Origin of the sequence: Terribacillus saccharophilus (genome assembly GCF_000725365.1) — a bacterium.
Lineage (GTDB): Bacteria > Bacillota > Bacilli > Bacillales > Amphibacillaceae > Terribacillus > Terribacillus saccharophilus.
This window is the reverse complement of sequence record NZ_CP008876.1, coordinates 2,006,211-2,021,728: the sequence shown is the minus strand read 5'-3', so window position 1 is coordinate 2,021,728 and position 15,518 is coordinate 2,006,211. Positions and strand designations below refer to the sequence as shown.

The following is a 15,518-nucleotide window of genomic DNA, read 5'->3' as shown; positions in this document are numbered from 1 at the left end:
TCACTGTAAACTGTTTTAAGAGAATTGCCGGAATCAAACTGCCGAAAAGAATAAATGTTGCAACAGTTTGGATTGTATTTCTTACATTATTCATTTGTTTAACCTTTCTAATCAGCAGTTCTTTGCTGCCTGATCACTTAATTCTGTGCTGCTTCATAATTCCCTCCACAATAGGATAAAACACAGCAAGTAAAATGATTATAAATGTCCAGGCATGCCCATCATCTATCCAGCCTAGAGCAATTAAACTGAATTCCACATCAATGATACAAAGAACAAGAATAATTAGGTTCTTTAACTTATTCAGCATCTTACGATTAACACGGTAAAATGCAGCCGCATTTTTGTCATTCAACCGTTTCGGATAATTGTACACGTGAGGGAATCTTTCTAATATGTGCAAGAGAATAAACATAATGATACTGATAGCAGGGAGCACGAGCATACTTTCTTTTGCCGCCCAGTCATCTACTTTCCCGGTTAAATCCATGTGGAGAGGTACTTGTTCGGGTAGCTGCTTCCAGATAATGATTATGAAGATTACTGTAGCAACATAGCCGCCAACCCCGATGATATCCCAGATTTTCTCTTCGCGTGTTTTCGGTATATTGAGTTTTTTTCTCATCTGTTTATCACCTCATAGTTTACATACGAAATCGTCAGGGAATAAGTTTCAGCTGGATTATTTTAAATCGACGGTTGTCAGCATCGAAAGAATGTGTTACATTAATTGAGCAGGATTACTGGGCTTCAATATGATTGACAGCATTAATCAGCTATGATAAGATTGTAAAAGTGAAATAAATATGTGATCTGAGACAAGCAGAAGTACCCACTTCTCACCTGATTGACGCCGCTTGGCAGTTGGCAGGTACGAAAACAGTGTTCTAGGACAAATGTGGGTGCCGTATGCGTACCGGCATTTTTTTTATGCTTTTTTACAACCATGTTTAACTGATAAGCGGCGGATATCTTGTCCCCGATCATAAGTTTCCCAAAATATCCTGGAGGTGGATGATTATTAGCAAAGATACGAATATCAATGAGAAAATTCGCGCACGTGAGGTTCGACTCATTGATTCAAACGGTGACCAGCTTGGCGTAAAATCCCGTCAAGAAGCATTAGAAATCGCACAAACAAGAAATCTTGATTTGGTGCTTGTGGCTGCAAACGCAAAACCACCCGTGTGCCGGATTATGGATTATGGTAAATTCCGCTTCGAGCAACAGAAGAAAGAAAAAGAAGCGCGTAAGAACCAGAAAATAATCAACGTAAAAGAAGTTCGTTTGAGCCCGGGTATCGAGGATCATGACTTCCATACGAAACTTCGCAACGCGCGTAAGTTTCTTGAAAAAGGCGATAAAGTAAAGGCTTCTGTTCGTTTCCGCGGACGTGCCATTACGCATAAAGAATTAGGCCAAGAAGTTCTCGAAAAGCTAGCTGGAGAGTGCAAGGATGTTGCAACGGTTGAAATGAAACCGAAAATGGAAGGCCGCAGCATGTTCCTAATGCTTGCTCCGATAGCTGAGAAACAGTAAGCCGAAGGATATAAGGAGGAAATACGATGCCAAAAATGAAAACCCACAAAGGGTCCGCTAAACGTTTCAAGAAAACAGGTACTGGAAAAGTAGCTCGTAACCACGGTTACACAAGCCACTTGGCTGCTAATAAATCTACTAAACAGAAACGTAAACTTCGTAAAGATGCACTTGTTTCTGCTGGTGATCTTAAACGTATCAAACAAATGCTACCTAAATAATAAAATTAAAGATTTTTTGTCCTATAGGAGGGAATACTATGCCACGTGTAAAAGGTGGAACAGTAACGCGTCAGCGTCGTAAACGCGTTCTTAAGTTAGCTAAAGGTTATTATGGTGCGAAACACGCACTATTCAAAGTTGCAAAACAACAAGTAATTAAATCCGGTCAGTACGCATACCGTGACCGCAGACAGAAAAAACGTGACTTCCGTAAACTTTGGATCGCACGTATCAATGCTGCTGCACGTATGAACGAACTTTCTTACAGCCGTTTGATGCACGGTCTTAAACTTGCTGGTATCGAAGTAAACCGCAAAATGCTTTCAGAGCTTGCAATCTCTGACGAAAAAGCATTCGCGCAACTTGCTACTAAAGCAAAAGACGCATTGAAATAAGCCAAAAAGCCGCTATCCTTTGATAGCGGCTTTTTGTATAGAAAGGGGTAGGAATATGGAGCTGCTCATTAGTCTGTATCTGCTGGTTGTCAATATCCTGCTGTTCAGCTGGATGGGAATAGATAAGCAAAGAGCAAAGAAGCACGCGTGGCGTATAAGTGAACGAAGGCTGTGGATTACAGCAATCATTGGTGGCGCACTGGGCGGTTGGCTCGGGATGCAGGCATTCCGACATAAAACGAAGCATACCGCGTTTGTTATCGGCTTTCCTTGTCTTGTCGTCATGCATGTCCTATTAATTCTTTATTTACTGTAAGATAAATGCTGTGTGCTTGTCATAAAGGCTCGTCTCCTGTCATATATATTAGAGACATCTAAGAGGGAGTGAGCAGCAATGGACCAGGTTGGCGTGAGTATGTTGACGGTCGTCGCAACAGGGGGATTGTTTGCACCGCTTTTGTTCGTCCTCCTATACCTGCTTCGACCAGCTTTATTTCTGCCTGTCGTTTTTCTATGTATTTCAGGTGGAATCCTGTTCGGTGCTGTAGCTGGTACGATTTTGTCCATTATCGGTATTACCGCATCCAGTATGCTGTTCTATGGTATCGCGCAGCGTTTTCCTCGATCGGCAAATAGGATTCTCATGCTGAAACAAAAGCTGATTGGCAGGCACACGAGCTTTACAACGGGCCAAGTCGCCTTGATGCGGCTCGTACCTTTTATTCACTTCCACATATTAAGCGTTTGCTTGATGGAAAATAACCGCAGCTGGAGATCATATGGGAAGGCCTCGATTCTATCGAGTATTCCGCTTGCCGCTGCATATTCTTTTGCAGGCACATGGCTGCGCTACTTGCCTCCAGCAGCGATAGCAGGCGTCTTGATAGTCCTGCTGGCCTGTATTTATCTGATGCGGAAAAAGGAATTTACAATCAAATGGGAGGAATTTTTTAAAGAAAGTGCATAAAACACTGGCGCTTCTATAAGCTCCAGTGCTTTATCATATTTCTGTGAGGACGAGCTCTTTTATCGGATGCTTCCATTCAATAGAAGCATAAGGGAAATGGCTTAGAATGCACTCTTCCATCTTATAAAGATCATTTCGGGAAAATCCGGATAATCGATCCGGCTGTACAGCATTCATAACAACTTTGGTAACTTCAAATCTGTCTTCCTTTGGCTGCAAATACTTCTTACCAATCATACGATAGCCTCGATAGCTTAGTGAAAAATGGTGATCATACTGTTCACGGTATTCCACTTCCTCTGCATCGAGGTGTGACATATCATTGGCAGGGTTCTTCCTTGCTTTCATGACGGTGTAGAACAAAAGAATCGCTGCACCTGCAAGCAACAGGAGAAAAAGAATCTTCATAGCGAGCAGGCCTCCTTTACTTTTTGTATAGATACGATTACGCTAAAGAAGAAGTTTCATCCGTTTTACTATACCCTCACTACATAAGAATAACGCAAGAAGGAGTCTTATATATGGATTACGAATATCTATTCAATAAACAGCGCGAGCTGGATACCTACATCGAAGACAATCTTGAATCAGCAAATCGTGACGATCTTTTCCGTAAAAAAATACTAGCGCTTCAGGTAGAAATTGGAGAATTGGCTAATGAGACACGCTGTTTCAAATTCTGGAGCAAAAAAGGCCCGAGCGAACAAAGTGTCATACTAGAGGAATATGTAGATGGCCTGCACTTCATTTTGTCAGTCGGACTTGATAAAGGTCTTACATATACGTCTAGTCCGCTAACTGATAACGGAAGCGATCAAACAGATTCATTCTTGGAACTCTACCGTAGCATTGGTGCCTTTTATAGCGAACCAGTACAGGAAACGTATGTCACGCTTTTCCAAAGCTTCCTGCAGCTAGGTCAGCAGCTAGGGTTCACGGAAGATTCGATTTTAGAGGCTTATCAGCAGAAAAACGAAGTGAATCATACAAGACAGGATGAAGGATATTAAACGGAGGAGGAATACATAATGAATGAAAAATTAAATATGCTGAAAAGTTTGACTGATGCACCAGGTGTTTCGGGTGATGAAGCAGGTGTCCGCAAGGTAATGCGGGAGCTTATCTCTCCATTTTCCGATGAGATTACAACTGATAATCTCGGCAGTTTGATTGCCATCCAAAAAGGCAGTAAGACGGATGGTCCGAAAGTGATGGTTGCCGGTCACCTTGATGAAATCGGCTTTATGGTGACACGCATCGATGCGAATGGCTATCTTTATTTCCAGACACTTGGAGGCTGGTGGAGTCAAGTTATGCTTGCGCAGCGTGTGACCGTCCATACAAGGAAGGGTGAACTTGTCGGCATTATCGGCTCCAAGCCACCGCATCTATTATCACTGGAAAAACGGAAAAAACCTGCTTCTATAGAAGAAATGTTCATCGATATTGGTGCAAGCAGCAAGGAAGAAGCGGAAGAATTCGGCGTACGTCCTGGTGACTCGGTTGTACCTTATTTCGAATTCACGAAAATGAAGAACGAAAAACTGCTTTTGGCGAAAGCATGGGATAACCGGATTGGCTGTGCCGTAGCAATCGATATTATGAAGAACTTGCATGATACCGATAAGGAAGCAACTGTTTATGGTGTTGGTACGGTTCAAGAAGAAGTTAGAAGAAGGGGTGCCACTACTTCTGCCAATAAAATTGGACCAGACATTGCTTTTGCAGTCGATACAGGTATCGCAGGTGACACACCTGGCATTAGCGACAGAGAAGCAACAGGTAAACTAGGTGCTGGACCGCAGATCGTATTATATGATGCTGCCCATATCGCTCATAAAGGTCTGTGTGATCTTGTGATTGAAACAGCAGAGGAACTGAATATTCCTTACCAGTATGATACGATCAAAGGCGGAGCAACAGATGCGGGCAGCATTCATCTGACGGGTAATGGGGTCCCTGCTTTGACAATCGGAATTCCAACGCGCTATATCCATACACATGCGGCCATGCTGCATGAAGATGATTATGATAATACAGTTAAATTATTGACTGCAGTTATTCAGAAATTGGACAAAGAAACAGTCGAGAAAATTACGTATAGCTAAATAAAAAAACCAGCTTCCAAGCGGAAGCTGGTTTTTTATGCTAGGTAGCTGCCCATTATCTTTTGGACATAATTCGTTGTTTCATTGAATGGCGGGATGCCGTTATATTTATCGACATTGCCCGGGCCAGCATTGTATGCTGCCAAAGCCAGGCTAGTGTTGCCGTTGTAACGATCCAGCATCTGTTTCAAATATTTCGTGCCTGCCATTACGTTCTGCTCCGGATCGAAGCTGTTCGTCACGCCAAGCCCAGCTGCTGTAGCCGGCATAAGCTGCATAAGACCTTGTGCACCTACACCACTTTCAGCTAATGGATCGAAGTTTGATTCCATCTGAATAACAGAACGAATGAGCTTTTCGTCAACGCCGTATCTAGAAGCAGCATCAGAGATGATACCATCTACCGTCTTATTACCAGAACTCTTGGGAGCACTATCTGTAACAGATTGAATAGAAGGTGTGCTTTGAGTTTGTGTCATGGAACTAAGCGTTACATAAGGGTTTAGTCTAGCCGGAGAACCGGCTGTCATCGTCTGCTGTAGCAGATTGCTGAAAGACTGACTGGAACTTGTGGTCCCTGAAAAGGCTGCCCGTTGCTGATAAGTAGCGAGCATCGTCGGACTAAGTGTGGAAAGCAGATAAGATGTATCCAAAAAACATATCTCCTGTCACATATTGTTAGTCCAATTGTAGCTCAAAAGAACCAGGGGTACAAGACCTATTTCACCGGTGTTTTATCCTTGTGTTTGGACGCCCTTAGCTAGTGTATCGACCATTTCCTGCTTATCTTGGTCGCTGGCGTTTTTCCAGATCAGTTCGAATAAAACTCCCAGTCCAGGCAGAAGAACTTCTCTACCATCGATGGAATCTGTAATTGTAGCTTGCAGCTGTTCTTCATTGTTGTCCTTGATGTTGGCCAAGATAGCACGGCGGATATCTAAATCCATGCATGAGCACCTCTTTTCTTTTTTTATAGTTTGACCGCTGTTCGTAAAACTATGTATGATAGAGGATATGTCAAGAAAGAGGAAGTGAACGTGCGTTGATTACATCAACTCAAAATGCTCAAGTGAAACAGTGGCAGAAATTGAAACGAAAAAAGGAACGGACAAAATCAAATACCTTCTTGGTAGAAGGATTCCATCTTGTAGAAGAAGCCATTAAAGCTGGCTGGACGATTGAACAGCTCATATTGCGCGAGGAAACAGAACATCCGGAATGGGCGTCGGAATTGGAGCCAATACGTGTATCGGACCATGTTTTCAAAGCAATCACGGAGACGGAAACACCGCAAGGAATTGCAGCAGTTGTACAGATGCAGGACAAGAAGCTGAAGCGTCATAATCGTATCCTTATGCTGGATGCTGTCCAGGATCCAGGTAACTTGGGAACAATCATCCGCACGGCAGATGCAGCTGGGTTTGACGCTGTCTACTTGGGTGAAGGCTCAGCTGATCGGTATAATGACAAGGTTATCCGCGCAACACAAGGCTCTATCTTCCATTTACCTGTTTTAACTGCCGATCTGGAACTTTTATTGCCGGAACTGCAAGAAAACGGGTATACCGTATGGGCAGCAGCATTAGAAGGTGCTGTCGATTATCGCGATTTGACTGCACCGAAAAAAACAGCACTGCTCGTTGGTAATGAAGGAGCAGGAATCGACAAACGGCTGATTGCCCAGAGCGATATGGCTGTAAAGATTCCTATTTTCGGAAAAGCAGAATCACTAAATGTGAGTATTGCTACAGGTATTTTGCTGTATCACACGGTAAATAGGTAAAAGCGGGTTGCAAGAAGTCCCGGGATTTTCTATAATGAAACAAGATTAATATTGAGATGCGTGGAAAGAGTCAGTAATCCCTGCAGATCGTAACAACAGGAAGGCGTGCCTGTAGACTGAGAGCATGCCGGTTGCGGCAGTGGATGAACCTTCACTCTGGAGCAGGCACCGGGACCTTGTCGATGACAAGTAAAGGTGTATCCGGATTGCTAAATCCGTTATCAAGCTTCAAGTTGGGTATACATGTATACCAACAAGGGTGGTACCGCGAATGAAAGCTCGTCCCTTTTCGGAGGGAGGGGCTTTTTTTATGCTCAAAAATCATAGGAGGCAAAAGCATGAGAGAAAAGCTCGAAGCATTACAAGCAGAAGCCATCGAGAAAGTACAGCAAGCAGATAACCTGCAAAGCTTGCAGGATGTACGTGTCGCTTATTTAGGGAAAAAAGGTCCAATCACCGAAGTACTTCGCGGAATGGGAAAACTTTCTCCTGAAGAGCGCCCGGTTATTGGTGAATTGGCAAACAAAGTGCGTGAGGCAATTGCGACTGCTTTGGATAACAAAAAGAATTTGCTGGAAGAAGCAGCACTCAATGAACAGCTGCAAAAAGAAGCGATCGATGTCACATTGCCAGGACGACCTGTCAAAGCAGGCGGCCCTCATCTTCTGACTAGCATCATCGAAGAAGTGGAAGACCTTTTCCTAGGCATGGGATTTGAAATTAAAGAAGGCCCGGAAGTGGAAACGGATTATTTCAACTTTGAAGCATTGAACTTGCCACAAGATCACCCTGCGCGGGATATGCAGGACAGCTTCTATGTTACAGATCACTTGCTTTTACGTACGCAGACTTCCCCAGTCCAAGCTCGTACAATGCGTGAATACGACGGCAATAAAGCAATTAAAATGATCTGCCCAGGTATTGTGTACCGCCGTGACACAGATGATGCAACGCATTCACATCAGTTCACTCAAATTGAGGGTCTGCTAGTCGACAAGAATGTCCGCATGAGTGACTTAAAAGGTGTTCTGCTTGAATTCTCTCGCAAACTGTTCGGAGCCGACCGTGAAATCCGTCTGCGTCCAAGCTTCTTCCCGTTCACAGAGCCATCTGTTGAGGTCGATGTAACATGTAAGGTTTGTGACGGTAAAGGCTGTAACGTATGTAAGCATACTGGATGGATCGAAATCCTTGGTGCTGGTATGGTGCATTCCAACGTCCTTCGTATGAGCGGCTATGATCCAGAAGAATATTCTGGCTTCGCATTCGGTATGGGTGTTGAGCGGATTGCGATGCTCAAATACGGCGTCGATGATATCCGTCACTTCTATACAAATGATGTACGATTCCTATCGCAATACCATAAGGCATAACGGGAGGCAAAAACGATGTATGTATCTTTGAATTGGCTGAAGCAATATGTAGACATAGATAATATTACGCCGGAGGAGCTAGCTGAAAGAATCACGCGCTCCGGAATTGAAGTAGAAAGTATTGAACGTGTAGCACCAGAAAGCACGAATGTTGTTGTCGGCTACGTAGAGAGCTGTGAACAGCATCCGAATGCAGACAAATTAAATCTTTGCCAAATCAATGTTGGCACTGAAACATATCAAATTATCTGCGGTGCACCGAATATTGCCCAAGGACAAAAGATTGCTGCGGCTCTGCCGGGAGCACGTCTTCCAGGCGGCGTGAAAATCAAAAAAGCAAAGCTTCGCGGAGTTGAATCGCATGGCATGGTCTGCTCTTTGCAAGAACTGGGCATCGATGAAAAATTCGTGCCGAAGGATGTTACAGATGGAATTTTCGTTTTCCCAGAAGACACAAAAGTTGGTACGCCAGTTGCAGAATTGCTTAACTTGGATGATGTTATCTTAGAACTTGGTTTGACACCAAACCGTGCGGATGCAATGAGCATGCTGGGTGTTGCTTATGAAGTGGCAGCTATCCTTAACAAGCAAGTGAAGCAGCCTGAGGAAACATATCAAACAAGCGATAGCAAAGCAGCTGACCTAGTTTCTGTGAAAGTGGAAGACGCTGAGCTTAACCCATATTACGGTGCGTTTGTCATTGAAGACGTAACTATTGCGCCATCACCGCTTTGGATGCGCAATTACTTAATGGCAGCAGGCATTCGCCCAATCAACAACGTTGTTGATATTACAAACTATGTGCTGCTTGTTTACGGACAACCGCTGCACGCATTTGATTATGACAAAGTGGCAACGAAGGAAATCGTCGTACGTTCTGCTAAAGAGGGCGAGAAAATCCAAACATTGGATGATCAGGAGCGCACTTTAAAAGGCGATGAAATTGTTATTACAAACGGTAATGAGCCAATTGCGCTTGCAGGTGTGATGGGCGGAGCTAACTCTGAGGTTTCTGATGATACGAAGAATGTATTGCTAGAAGCAGCTTTCTTCGATGCACGTGCCATTCGCCGTTCCAGCAAGCATCATAACTTGCGCAGCGAAGCGAGTGCGCGCTACGAAAAAGGCATCGATCCGAATCGTGTGCAGCGAGCTGGAGCATATGCAGCACGTCTTCTTGCGGAGTATGCTGGCGGTAAGGTTGCACAAGGTGTTGTTGCATTCGACGAGCTGAATCGTGAAGAGAAGCAAGTCAAGATCGATACAGCGAGTGTGAACAACCGTTTAGGTACAACGATTTCTGATGAAGAAATCGCGTCTATCCTGACAAAATTGCAGTTCGGCTTTGAACAAGATAATAGTCAGTTCACTATCTCTGTACCAACTAGACGTGGAGATATTAGCTTGTTCGAAGATATGCTGGAAGAAATCGCTCGTATTTACGGCTACGATAATATTCCTTACACATTGCCTGAAGGAGAAGCCTTTGCTGGTAAATTAACGACGAAGCAACACTTGAAACGTCAGCTGAAACAGTACTTGCAAGGTGCTGGACTGATGGAAACTATCACATACTCGCTAACAAGCAAAGAACGCACAGAGATGCTTGTAAGTCCAGATGTGTTGGAGCAGGAAGTATTCCCGGTTAAATTAAAAATGCCGATGAGTGAAGAACACAGCCATTTGCGCCTTAGCATCATTCCTGAACTTGTAGACACACTTTCTTATAATGTGGCTCGTAAGCAAGAGAACCTAGGCTACTTTGAATTCGGTCGTGTATTCTTATCCAAAGAAGAACAGATTACGGAGCAGCCAACCGAAACGGCACGTCTAGCTGGAGCTTTGACTGGTTCTTGGATGGAACAGCCATGGCAGCAAGAGAAAAAGTCAGTCGATTTTTATGTAGCTAAAGGAATCGTAGAGGGGATCTTTGGCCAGCTTGATCTTGAACCGGTATTCCAGCAGGCACAAGTTGATGGCTACCATCCAGGACGTACGGCGACTGTATCTCTTCATGGTAAGGTTCTCGGTGTAGTCGGCCAGCTTCACCCGACAGTTCAAAAAGCATTCGATCTTAAAGAAACATATGTGTTTGATTTGGACATCGCTTATTTAATGGATCAATACGAAGAAGTGCCAAGCTTCCGTACTATTCCGCGTCATCCTTCTGTTACGAGAGATATCGCGCTAGTTGTGGATGAAGCTGCACACGCAGGTGATATCCAGCGTACAATCCAAGAAGCTGGCGGAGAGCTTGTTCAGCAGGTTCAGATCTTTGATGTGTATCAAGGAGAACACATGGAAGCAGGCAAGAAGTCGATTGCCTACACAGTGCTTTACCAGGATCCGACACGCACACTGACAGATGAAGAAGTAGAAGCATCTTATAACAACATCATCGAAAATGTGAAAGCGAAGCATGATGCAGAATTAAGAAGTTAAGTTAAAGGATAATGAAGCCTATAAAGCTTCATTATCCTTTTTTCTTTATCATTTGAAGGAGGCACAAAATGGATTATATCTCATACATACGAAGTAAAGTAGGAAACGAGAAAGTGATCATGGTTGTAGCAGGAGCATTTGTTCAAAACGAGGCAGGAGAACTATTATTGCAAAAAAGAAGAGACACAGGTGAATGGGGATTGCCCGGGGGCTTTATGGAAATGGGAGAGAGTACAGCGGAAACAGCCAGACGTGAGGTTTTTGAAGAAACGGGCCTTCAACTTGGAGAACTGCAGCTGTTCCGCGTGTACTCTGGACCTGAATATGACAAGACGTTTGCCAATGGTGATCAAGTAGCACTCGTTCAAGTTTTGTACAAATGCAGGGAATTCACTGGCGAACTGATTAGATCTAATAACGAATCTGCTGATAATGCATTTTTCCAGCTGAAAGCATTACCTAAGGAGTTGTTCCAGGAGCATGTATCACTTATTCAGGATTTTCAGCAAGCGTTGAAATAGATGAATGGTAAAGAAACGATGGTTTGTTTTCAAGAACAAATAACAAAGTTGAAAGATACAGGAAAATCACAAGTGTCGCTGCGCTATTATCGGGAATTATAACGTTAAAAGGCATAAATCCTGTCTATACTGGTAATAAGCGAGGAGATAAAAGATGGCGAGACAGCAAACAGGTAGATGCGAGCTCTGTGGCAGGGACGAGGTCACCTTGACAGAGCATCATCTAATCCCGAAGGAAATGGGCGGCACATTTCTGGATACAGCGATGATATGTATATCATGCCATAAGCAAATTCATGCTTTATATACAAATGAGGAGCTTGCTGCAAGGTTGCCTAGTATCGAAGCCTTGCGGGCGGATGAAAAGCTGTCTAAATATATCAAATGGATCCGCAAACAGCCTGCGGGCAGGCTTGTGCGGACAAGAAAATCAAACAGCCGCCGCGGATACAGACGTTAAACAAACTTCTCCGCTTTTGCACTATTAGCGAAATGCATCTTCGTAAACACAGGTAGTGCTTGGCGTCCGTGTGTACGGATAAGGCGACCAGCTGCTTGATCGACAGCAGCGCTTGCTCCTTTTGGAATCGTGAAACCTGCTTGCTTAGATAGTTTATCCATCTCCTTAACAAAGCTTGCCCTGGAAATGATCGATGCAGCAGCAACTGCAAGTGAATGGCTCTCCGCCTTTGTCATAAAGCTTACATTTTGCTGAAGCTTCTCACCTTCTGTTGCAAGGTGCTTGATATACGTTGATGGCAGCTGGAACTGGTCAATTAAGATTCCATCCGGCTTGGTCGGGGCAATCTTGGCCAGCAGCTTCTGGATGGCATGATGATGCAGCATCGTTTTCATCTTTCCTTGGGACCAGCCGCGCTGCTGGAGCTGATTGTATCTTTCGTTACGCATCACAAGCAGGGAATAAGGAAGCTCCACGTGCATAAGATCCTTGGCAATACGTTGGATTGCATCATCCTTCAAAAGCTTAGAGTCTTTGACACCGAGTTCTTTCAAAAGAGCGAACTGGCTTTGATCTACATATACACTCGCCACCGTAATCGGGCCGAAGAAATCACCAGTGCCAGCTTCATCCGAGCCGATATGGGAAGAAGTAAACAAAGCTGGATTAGGTGCATATCTGTGATCATTAACACTTGGTTTCAAGCCTGCGGGTCCTTTAGGAGCAGGATGTTTGTGATCTTTGATACCCGGTTTCGGTCCAGCAGGTGCAGTTCCCCATTTGCCAGCCTCTGATTCCGGCGCTTTCCCTTGGAAAAGTACCTTTCCGGATTTATATGCGGTGATGGAACAGCCTGGTGTCTTCGCTGAAAAAATTGCTCCCGGAGGGGCAGGTTTCTCAGCTCGGCTGTATGTTGCTTTCATCTGCTGGATTGTGTCCAACGGCAATTGCAAAACGATTTGTCCCACGTTCATCTCTCCAATCTGACAATTAGTATAGCATGCCGCACGTCTATACAGAATAGTTTCCTAAATCGACACCTTCATGTTACTATAAAGACTAGTATTATAAGAGAAGTGAGGGGAGATAACGTGTCCCAATCTGATAAAACACGTGTTACGGTTGAGATACATAACCGGTCCTATACAATTGTCGGACAAGAGCCAGCTCATCGCATGCGAATGGTGGCAAGCCTTGTCGACCAGAAGATGTCGGAGATCCATCAAGCGAATCCGAATCTTGATACCGCGAAACTGGCCGTATTGACGGCTGTGAATACAACTAACGATTATTTAAAACTGAAAGAAGAGTACGCACAATTGCTAGGCTCTATTACAAGGAAAGAGGCTAGAAAGGATAATGATTGATTTACTTATTATCGCCATGCTCCTGTTCGGCGTATTTGTCGGCCTAAAGCGCGGCTTCATCATGCAGCTGTTCCATTTAGCAAGCTTTGTCGTATCATTCATTGTTGCAGCTATATATTATGATCAGCTTGCACCGAAGCTTGAACTTTGGATTCCGTATCCTGATATATCTTCTGATAGTGCTTGGTCTGATATATTTGGAGCAGTACCGCTCGATCAGGTTTTCTACAATGCAATCGCGTTCGCAATTTTGTTCTTTGCGACGAAAATCATCCTGCATATCATCGGATCCATGCTTGATTTTATAGCAGACTTGCCGATTTTGCGCTCAGTGAATAAGTTACTTGGCGGCGTTCTTGGCTTTGTTGAAATTTATCTGCTTGTATTCGTGATATTGTATCTATCGGTATTGCTGCCGATCACACCGGTGCAAGAAGCGCTGGACAGGTCAATACTCGCAGCATGGATCGTGGAACATACACCATATATTTCAGGTGAGATCAAGGATCTATGGCTGAATCATGTTGCAAATAAATTACCCACAGAATTGATGGGATGAAATGCTTAACCCTTGCGGCATCGTGCGCAAGGGTTTTCTACCTTGTTTTGAAAGGATGAGAGGTATGAGTATCAATAAAAAGGACGTAGTCAAACTGCTTGAGACAATTGCAATTTATCTTGAGCTAAAAGGGGAAAATACATTCAAAGTGTCCGCGTACCGGAAAGCTGCAGCGGCACTGGAAGCAAATGACCAATCCATAGATGAAATTGAGGACTTTACGAAGCTGAATGGGATCGGTAAGGGAACGGCGGCGGTTATCGAGGAATACATCAAAGACGAACAGTCTGATACATTACGTCAGCTGCAGGAGGAAGTACCAGAAGGACTGGTGCCGTTACTTGATTTGCCTGGTCTTGGCGGAAAAAAGCTGGCCAAACTATATCAGGAGCTTGGTGTTATAGATGCGGCTAGCTTGAAAGAAGCAGTCGAATCAGGTAAAGTCGCATCGTTGAGCGGGTTTGGTAAGAAATCTGCTGAAAAGATTCTCGATGGACTTGCAAATGTTGGATCCAGACCAGAGCGTATTCCTATCGCAATGATGCTGCCACTGGCGGAAAGAATCGAGTCCTTCCTGGAATCATTAGAAGGAATCGAACAGTACGCTCGTGCAGGCAGTTTGCGTCGGATGCAGGAAACAGTGAAGGATTTGGATTTCATCATTGCAACCAATGATCCTAAAACTGTCCAAGAGCAGCTGCTAACAATCGACAATCTAAAAGAAGTTATCGCTAAGGGCGACACGAAAGTATCTGTTACGTTAGAAGAAGGTTATGACATCAACGTAGACTTCCGATTGATCGAACCAGCAGCATTTGCAACAACGCTCCACCATTTTACTGGTTCTGCAGACCATAATGTGGCTTTGCGTCAGCTGGCGAAAAAACGTGGTGAGCGCATTAGTGAATACGGTGTTGAAAATGTAGAAACAGGGGAATTAATAACCTTCAAATCTGAAAAAGAATTTTTCGGACACTTTGGTTTGTCTTTTATTCCGCCTGAAGTTAGAGAAGCGCAAGGTGAACTAGAGAGCTTCAAGCATCAAATGCCGCTCGTACAGCTATCAGATATCCAAGGCGATTTGCATATGCACTCAACTTGGAGTGATGGTGCCCAGTCGATCGAGCAGATGGCCAAACAGGCAATAGAGCTTGGCTACTCTTATATAGCAATCACCGATCACTCTAAATATCTTAAAGTAGCTAATGGACTAGATGAGAAACGACTGCGCAAACAACGGGAAGAAATAGAGCGTATTAATGCGTTGTACCCAGACTTTCATATATTCGCTGGTGTTGAAATGGATATCCTGCCAGATGCTCGTTTGGATTTTGACGATGACTTCTTGCAAGAGATGGATTACGTCATTGGTGCAATTCACTCCAGCTTCTCGCAATCAGCTGATCAAATCAAAGAACGTTTGACTGCTGCACTCGAGCATCCGAACGTCAATGTGATCGCTCATCCAACCGGCCGACTTATCGGAAGGAGAGCCGGCTATGCGGCCGATCCTGACTGGCTCCTTGAAAAAGCAGCCGAGACAGGTACGGTGATTGAGCTGAACGCCAACCCTAACCGATTGGATCTGTCATGGACATATTTGAAGAAGGCCCAGGAGCTTGGAGTGAAGATTGCTGTTAATACCGATGCGCATAGTTATGCAACGCTATCATTCATGGAAGTCGGTGTAGCGATGGCACGTAAAGGCTGGTTAAAACCAGAGACGGTCATCAACACATATTCTAAGCAACAATTAATGGAGCTTTTTCAGCGCAGCTAACAG

The 15,518-nt window shown here is 44.2% G+C and carries 20 protein-coding genes and 1 other annotated feature; of the genes, 15 read left to right on the top strand and 5 right to left on the bottom strand.

Features of this window, described 5'->3' with window-relative positions:
* Positions 1 to 133: 133 nt before the first annotated feature.
* On the bottom strand, positions 134 to 625 hold the full coding sequence (locus tag GZ22_RS10315) for a DUF1648 domain-containing protein (protein WP_038562134.1): 492 nt from the start codon (positions 623 to 625) through the stop codon (positions 134 to 136).
* Between the two features lie 189 nt (positions 626 to 814).
* Positions 815 to 935, top strand: a sequence feature (ribosomal protein L20 leader region).
* A gap of 79 nt (positions 936 to 1,014) precedes the next feature.
* Between GZ22_RS10315 and infC the strand changes: the two genes are divergently transcribed.
* The 5 genes from infC to GZ22_RS10290 all read left to right on the top strand — a co-directional run bounded on the left by infC (position 1,015) and on the right by GZ22_RS10290 (position 3,122).
* On the top strand, positions 1,015 to 1,539 hold the full coding sequence (gene infC / locus GZ22_RS10310; RefSeq protein WP_038562130.1) for a translation initiation factor IF-3: 525 nt from the start codon (positions 1,015 to 1,017) through the stop codon (positions 1,537 to 1,539).
* 26 nt (positions 1,540 to 1,565) lie between these two features.
* On the top strand, positions 1,566 to 1,760 hold the full coding sequence (gene rpmI / locus GZ22_RS10305) for a 50S ribosomal protein L35 (protein ID WP_038562127.1): 195 nt from the start codon (positions 1,566 to 1,568) through the stop codon (positions 1,758 to 1,760).
* Between the two features lie 38 nt (positions 1,761 to 1,798).
* Positions 1,799 to 2,155 carry a 50S ribosomal protein L20 gene (gene rplT, locus GZ22_RS10300; RefSeq protein WP_038562125.1) on the top strand — a complete coding sequence of 119 codons (357 nt, stop codon included), beginning with the start codon at positions 1,799 to 1,801 and terminating at the stop codon, positions 2,153 to 2,155.
* Positions 2,156 to 2,210: 55 nt separating this feature from the next.
* A complete protein-coding gene (locus GZ22_RS10295) occupies positions 2,211 to 2,471 on the top strand; it encodes a DUF1294 domain-containing protein (protein WP_404819793.1) in 261 nt (86 codons plus the stop codon).
* 78 nt (positions 2,472 to 2,549) lie between these two features.
* On the top strand, positions 2,550 to 3,122 hold the full coding sequence (locus tag GZ22_RS10290) for a TVP38/TMEM64 family protein (RefSeq protein ID WP_038562122.1): 573 nt from the start codon (positions 2,550 to 2,552) through the stop codon (positions 3,120 to 3,122).
* A gap of 33 nt (positions 3,123 to 3,155) precedes the next feature.
* On the opposite strand, the gene GZ22_RS18020 is transcribed toward GZ22_RS10290, so the two are convergent.
* Positions 3,156 to 3,530, bottom strand: coding sequence for a hypothetical protein (locus tag GZ22_RS18020; protein ID WP_051748185.1), 375 nt, complete (start codon positions 3,528 to 3,530; stop codon positions 3,156 to 3,158).
* A 113-nt stretch (positions 3,531 to 3,643) separates the two neighbouring features.
* On the opposite strand from GZ22_RS18020, the gene GZ22_RS10280 reads away from it, so the two are divergent.
* Together GZ22_RS10280 and GZ22_RS10275 are read left to right on the top strand one after the other, a co-directional pair.
* The gene (locus GZ22_RS10280; RefSeq protein WP_038562119.1) at positions 3,644 to 4,132 is read left to right on the top strand and encodes a dUTP diphosphatase; all 489 of its coding nucleotides are present in this window, start codon (positions 3,644 to 3,646) and stop codon (positions 4,130 to 4,132) included.
* 18 nt (positions 4,133 to 4,150) lie between these two features.
* On the top strand, positions 4,151 to 5,230 hold the full coding sequence (locus tag GZ22_RS10275; RefSeq protein WP_038562117.1) for a M42 family metallopeptidase: 1,080 nt from the start codon (positions 4,151 to 4,153) through the stop codon (positions 5,228 to 5,230).
* 35 nt (positions 5,231 to 5,265) lie between these two features.
* On the opposite strand, the gene GZ22_RS10270 is transcribed toward GZ22_RS10275, so the two are convergent.
* Entirely contained in the window at positions 5,266 to 5,883 is a 618-nt protein-coding gene (locus tag GZ22_RS10270) for a lytic transglycosylase domain-containing protein (protein ID WP_281176647.1), read from the bottom strand.
* A gap of 81 nt (positions 5,884 to 5,964) precedes the next feature.
* A complete protein-coding gene (sspI, locus tag GZ22_RS10265) occupies positions 5,965 to 6,177 on the bottom strand; it encodes a small acid-soluble spore protein SspI (RefSeq protein ID WP_038562113.1) in 213 nt (70 codons plus the stop codon).
* Positions 6,178 to 6,272: 95 nt separating this feature from the next.
* Here sspI and GZ22_RS10260 point away from each other — a divergent pair, with 95 nt between their 5' ends.
* From GZ22_RS10260 to GZ22_RS10240, 5 genes are all read left to right on the top strand, one after another.
* A complete protein-coding gene (locus GZ22_RS10260) occupies positions 6,273 to 7,013 on the top strand; it encodes a TrmH family RNA methyltransferase (RefSeq protein WP_038562110.1) in 741 nt (246 codons plus the stop codon).
* Positions 7,014 to 7,351: 338 nt separating this feature from the next.
* Complete coding sequence (gene pheS / locus GZ22_RS10255; RefSeq protein WP_038562108.1) at positions 7,352 to 8,386, top strand: phenylalanine--tRNA ligase subunit alpha; 1,035 nt, start codon at positions 7,352 to 7,354, stop codon at positions 8,384 to 8,386.
* A 15-nt stretch (positions 8,387 to 8,401) separates the two neighbouring features.
* Positions 8,402 to 10,828 (top strand): phenylalanine--tRNA ligase subunit beta, encoded by a 2,427-nt coding sequence (gene pheT / locus GZ22_RS10250; RefSeq protein ID WP_038562104.1) that lies wholly within the window; start codon positions 8,402 to 8,404, stop codon positions 10,826 to 10,828.
* A gap of 68 nt (positions 10,829 to 10,896) precedes the next feature.
* On the top strand, positions 10,897 to 11,349 hold the full coding sequence (locus GZ22_RS10245; RefSeq protein WP_038562101.1) for an NUDIX hydrolase: 453 nt from the start codon (positions 10,897 to 10,899) through the stop codon (positions 11,347 to 11,349).
* A 154-nt stretch (positions 11,350 to 11,503) separates the two neighbouring features.
* Positions 11,504 to 11,809, top strand: a complete 306-nt coding sequence (locus GZ22_RS10240; RefSeq protein ID WP_038562098.1) for an HNH endonuclease — start codon at positions 11,504 to 11,506, stop codon at positions 11,807 to 11,809.
* On the opposite strand, the gene rnhC is transcribed toward GZ22_RS10240, so the two are convergent.
* Complete coding sequence (rnhC, locus tag GZ22_RS10235; RefSeq protein WP_038562096.1) at positions 11,806 to 12,783, bottom strand: ribonuclease HIII; 978 nt, start codon at positions 12,781 to 12,783, stop codon at positions 11,806 to 11,808. The two genes, GZ22_RS10240 and rnhC, sit on opposite strands and share 4 nt — an antisense overlap.
* Positions 12,784 to 12,900: 117 nt before the next feature.
* On the opposite strand from rnhC, the gene zapA reads away from it, so the two are divergent.
* The 3 genes from zapA (at position 12,901) to polX (ending at position 15,515) form a co-directional block, all read left to right on the top strand.
* Complete coding sequence (gene zapA, locus GZ22_RS10230) at positions 12,901 to 13,176, top strand: cell division protein ZapA (protein ID WP_038562093.1); 276 nt, start codon at positions 12,901 to 12,903, stop codon at positions 13,174 to 13,176.
* Complete coding sequence (locus GZ22_RS10225; protein ID WP_038562091.1) at positions 13,169 to 13,735, top strand: CvpA family protein; 567 nt, start codon at positions 13,169 to 13,171, stop codon at positions 13,733 to 13,735. The genes zapA and GZ22_RS10225 overlap by 8 nt, the downstream gene beginning before the upstream one ends.
* A 64-nt stretch (positions 13,736 to 13,799) precedes the next feature.
* A complete protein-coding gene (polX, locus tag GZ22_RS10220; protein WP_038562089.1) occupies positions 13,800 to 15,515 on the top strand; it encodes a DNA polymerase/3'-5' exonuclease PolX in 1,716 nt (571 codons plus the stop codon).
* Positions 15,516 to 15,518 lie beyond the last annotated feature (3 nt).

What these genes read in the sequence shown, in the direction of transcription:
- GZ22_RS10315 (WP_038562134.1), bottom strand. Translation starts at nt 625, where the DNA reads ATGAGAAAAAAACTCAATATACCGAAAACACGCGAAGAGAAAATCTGG.
- infC (WP_038562130.1), top strand. Translation starts at nt 1,015, where the DNA reads ATGATTATTAGCAAAGATACGAATATCAATGAGAAAATTCGCGCACGT.
- rpmI (WP_038562127.1), top strand. Translation starts at nt 1,566, where the DNA reads ATGCCAAAAATGAAAACCCACAAAGGGTCCGCTAAACGTTTCAAGAAA.
- rplT (WP_038562125.1), top strand. Translation starts at nt 1,799, where the DNA reads ATGCCACGTGTAAAAGGTGGAACAGTAACGCGTCAGCGTCGTAAACGC.
- GZ22_RS10295 (WP_404819793.1), top strand. Translation starts at nt 2,211, where the DNA reads ATGGAGCTGCTCATTAGTCTGTATCTGCTGGTTGTCAATATCCTGCTG.
- GZ22_RS10290 (WP_038562122.1), top strand. Translation starts at nt 2,550, where the DNA reads ATGGACCAGGTTGGCGTGAGTATGTTGACGGTCGTCGCAACAGGGGGA.
- GZ22_RS18020 (WP_051748185.1), bottom strand. Translation starts at nt 3,530, where the DNA reads ATGAAGATTCTTTTTCTCCTGTTGCTTGCAGGTGCAGCGATTCTTTTG.
- GZ22_RS10280 (WP_038562119.1), top strand. Translation starts at nt 3,644, where the DNA reads ATGGATTACGAATATCTATTCAATAAACAGCGCGAGCTGGATACCTAC.
- GZ22_RS10275 (WP_038562117.1), top strand. Translation starts at nt 4,151, where the DNA reads ATGAATGAAAAATTAAATATGCTGAAAAGTTTGACTGATGCACCAGGT.
- sspI (WP_038562113.1), bottom strand. Translation starts at nt 6,177, where the DNA reads ATGGATTTAGATATCCGCCGTGCTATCTTGGCCAACATCAAGGACAAC.
- pheS (WP_038562108.1), top strand. Translation starts at nt 7,352, where the DNA reads ATGAGAGAAAAGCTCGAAGCATTACAAGCAGAAGCCATCGAGAAAGTA.
- pheT (WP_038562104.1), top strand. Translation starts at nt 8,402, where the DNA reads ATGTATGTATCTTTGAATTGGCTGAAGCAATATGTAGACATAGATAAT.
- GZ22_RS10245 (WP_038562101.1), top strand. Translation starts at nt 10,897, where the DNA reads ATGGATTATATCTCATACATACGAAGTAAAGTAGGAAACGAGAAAGTG.
- GZ22_RS10240 (WP_038562098.1), top strand. Translation starts at nt 11,504, where the DNA reads ATGGCGAGACAGCAAACAGGTAGATGCGAGCTCTGTGGCAGGGACGAG.
- rnhC (WP_038562096.1), bottom strand. Translation starts at nt 12,783, where the DNA reads ATGAACGTGGGACAAATCGTTTTGCAATTGCCGTTGGACACAATCCAG.
- GZ22_RS10225 (WP_038562091.1), top strand. Translation starts at nt 13,169, where the DNA reads ATGATTGATTTACTTATTATCGCCATGCTCCTGTTCGGCGTATTTGTC.
- polX (WP_038562089.1), top strand. Translation starts at nt 13,800, where the DNA reads ATGAGTATCAATAAAAAGGACGTAGTCAAACTGCTTGAGACAATTGCA.